This is a genomic window from Novosphingobium sp. B-7, assembly GCF_000410615.1.
Lineage (GTDB): Bacteria > Pseudomonadota > Alphaproteobacteria > Sphingomonadales > Sphingomonadaceae > Novosphingobium > Novosphingobium capsulatum.
Window position 1 is genome coordinate 1 of the sequence record NZ_APCQ01000478.1, and the last position, 2,492, is coordinate 2,492.

The window sequence follows — 2,492 nt, forward strand, 5'->3', positions numbered from 1 at the left end:
TCTTTGCAACAGAGCCGGCAGATCCGCCTTGACCACCCCTTCGGCGGTGATCGTCAGAGGGACCGAAATATTCGCGCGCAGGGCGTGGCCGCTGTCGCTCGCGAGCAGTCCGTCGTCGAGCATCTGGAGCCGCCCGCCGCGCCATAGCAGGAGCTGGCCGTCGGGGCCGAGCAGTTCGATAAATCCCGCGCCGTCGACCGCGAGGTCGAGCCGATTGCCGGTAACGCGCAGCTCCCCCTGCTCGAACAGCATTTCCTGCGGCGAAAAGCGGACGCCGCCCGCCGGCAGCAGTTCGCGCGACGCGAGGAGCGCGGTCTGGCTGGCCGGCTGGATCTGCCGCCCCATGACTTCAGAAAAACTGCTGTCGACGCGCTTGTAAGTCGGCGTGTTCACATTCGCGACATTATTGGCGATCGTGTCGAGCGCACGCTGCTGCGCGCGCAGCGCCACCGCGCCGATATCCATGGCCCCGTTCATCGTCCTGCCCTTGCAAAAGTCGTGATCGCCTGCCCGATCAGCTGGTCGTAGAGCCGCACCAGCTGCGCGCCCCCTTCGGCCTGCCGGGTGTTCGCCATCAGCGCGACCATCTCGTCGCTCAGCACGACATTCGACGATTCGAGCATCGCCTGCCGGACCTCATACGCCCCTTCATCGGCCAGGTCGGGCTCGCTCGCGATGCGGATCAGGCCGCCGCCCCGGTCCACGCCGTCCGACGGCGCCGCATAGACGCCGATCCGCCCGACCGGGGTACCGCGATCAAGGATCGTGCCGTCCCCCAGAATTTCCACCGCGTCGCTTTCGACCGCCGCATCCGCCCCGCCGGCAAGCTGCAGGACCAACCCCTCGGCGGTCCGCAGCGCCCCTTCGGGACCGCGCGAGAAGCCGCCGGCCCGGGTCAGGAAATATTGATCCTCACGCCGGACAAGGAAATACCCAATACCTGAAATTGCAATATCCAGGGAACTCCCCGTCTGCTTCAGCACACCTTGAGAACTATCATTCCTCAATGTCTGAATGGGCTTGATGTCAATTTTGCGATTTTCGCCCGATTCGGTCGCGAATCCGGAGATTATTCTCTTAAACCCCGGCGTAGAAGTATTTGCTATATTGTTAGATATAGTTTCCAGCCGCTTTTCGGTATTCGAAAGTATAGCAGCAGCCGCGTCGATTAAGTTGCCCAAGACCATGCCCCCAAAACATGGTTAACAAATCGTTTGTCGGCGTGGCGCAGTCAAGAGCGGCGATTCCATTATCGCGGCAAACCGAGTGAATAAGCGATTACAACTGTGTCCATTTTGGATGGAGTGCCGCCCCATCAAGACAGCCGCATAACCCATCTAGCCCATCTCGCGGACGCCGAACCGGTACCAGCGCTCGACATCGGTCGTCTTGGTTACAAGGCCGCGCTTTTCATATTCGAAGGTCGTGACAGCCGCCGTGCCGGAGGCGCCGCAGTCTCGGCCCCGAACGTCGTATCGAGATCGGCAGTGGTCGTCGCGTCGGAAGCGGTGAAGCTCGTCGCATAGCGAACCGCCTGCCGCACTTCGCCAAAGCCACTGTAATAGAGGCGCAGGCCGCGATCGTCATAGACATAGGCCGTGACCTGGCCGCGTGCGTCGGTGAACTGCTGCAACTCGCCGAAAGTGGTATATCGATACTGGATCGTCGATGCCTCGGCCGTGCCGAAGGCTCGCGATTCCGAAAGCACATGAGCGAAGTCGCGCGTTATGAACCAAGTTGATCGTTGTTTTTCCATTGCCTGGTGAACAAGACCTTTGAACTGAAACGCAATCCCGTATCACCGATCCACAATGGCCGAAGCTCCGCGATGAATGAACCTGACGCTGCGGCGGATGCGCTCGGCCGAAGACAAGCGATCAGCCTCCGCTCCGAACTGGCGAGCGCCAAGGACGAGGTCGCCGCGGGCCGCTCGGGGTTCGGCGAACATCATATGACGGCGGCTGTCCGCGGCGCCTCGCCTGCCGAGGTCGACGCCGCGGTCGCTGAGGTGCAGGCAACCCTCGCCGATCTCGGGATCATCGCGGTACGCGAGGAAATCGCGCTAGAACCGGCCTTCTGGGCACAGTTCCCGGGCAATTTCAAATATATCGCGCGGCGCGGACTCGTCTCGACGGGTAATTTTGCGGGGCTCGCCATGGAAGATAGGGGCGTTGTCGCACGAATGATCGGTGAGGATCGGGCGGTGATTCCGGAACGGCTCGCCGAACTCAGGCTGCGGTCGGCGAGAAGCCGGCAGACTGGTCTGCTCGCAGCGAGGTATCGACCTCAAGACGAGGTTCGCGACCCACTACGCAGCCATGCTGCCGTCTCGCGAGTCCGGCGGCTAACGTCTGCTATTGGCGATCTCGTCCCACAAGCCGACTGTCTTCAACCGGCCAGTCCAGGCCCTAGAAGCTGATCGTGGGTTAGCGTCCGCGCTCGTGGTGTAATTTCTGGTGTAGATTGAGATGATCGCATGGGGTGGGGCATGC

General features: G+C 61.7%; 3 protein-coding genes and 1 pseudogene. 1 reads left to right on the forward strand and 3 read right to left on the reverse strand.

Going from position 1 to position 2,492, the window contains the following annotated elements:
* The 3 genes from H926_RS0105695 to H926_RS0105705 all read right to left on the reverse strand — a co-directional run.
* On the reverse strand, window positions 1-465 hold a 465-nt coding region (locus H926_RS0105695; RefSeq protein ID WP_158441939.1), incomplete at its 3' end, for a flagellar hook-basal body complex protein.
* Between the two features lie 8 nt (window positions 466-473).
* Window positions 474-1,187 (reverse strand): flagellar hook basal-body protein, encoded by a 714-nt coding sequence (locus H926_RS0105700; RefSeq protein ID WP_022675453.1) that lies wholly within the window; start codon window positions 1,185-1,187, stop codon window positions 474-476.
* 206 nt (window positions 1,188-1,393) lie between these two features.
* Window positions 1,394-1,708: a hypothetical protein gene (locus H926_RS0105705; protein WP_022675454.1), complete on the reverse strand. Its 315-nt coding sequence runs from the start codon at window positions 1,706-1,708 to the stop codon at window positions 1,394-1,396.
* A gap of 124 nt (window positions 1,709-1,832) precedes the next feature.
* Between H926_RS0105705 and H926_RS34480 the strand changes: the two are divergent.
* A pseudogene (locus tag H926_RS34480) lies at window positions 1,833-2,155 on the forward strand (VirB4 family type IV secretion/conjugal transfer ATPase); the annotation flags it as partial.
* Window positions 2,156-2,492: the final 337 nt, after the last annotated feature.

What these genes read in the sequence shown, in the direction of transcription:
- H926_RS0105700 (WP_022675453.1), bottom strand. Translation starts at nt 1,187, where the DNA reads ATGGTCTTGGGCAACTTAATCGACGCGGCTGCTGCTATACTTTCGAAT.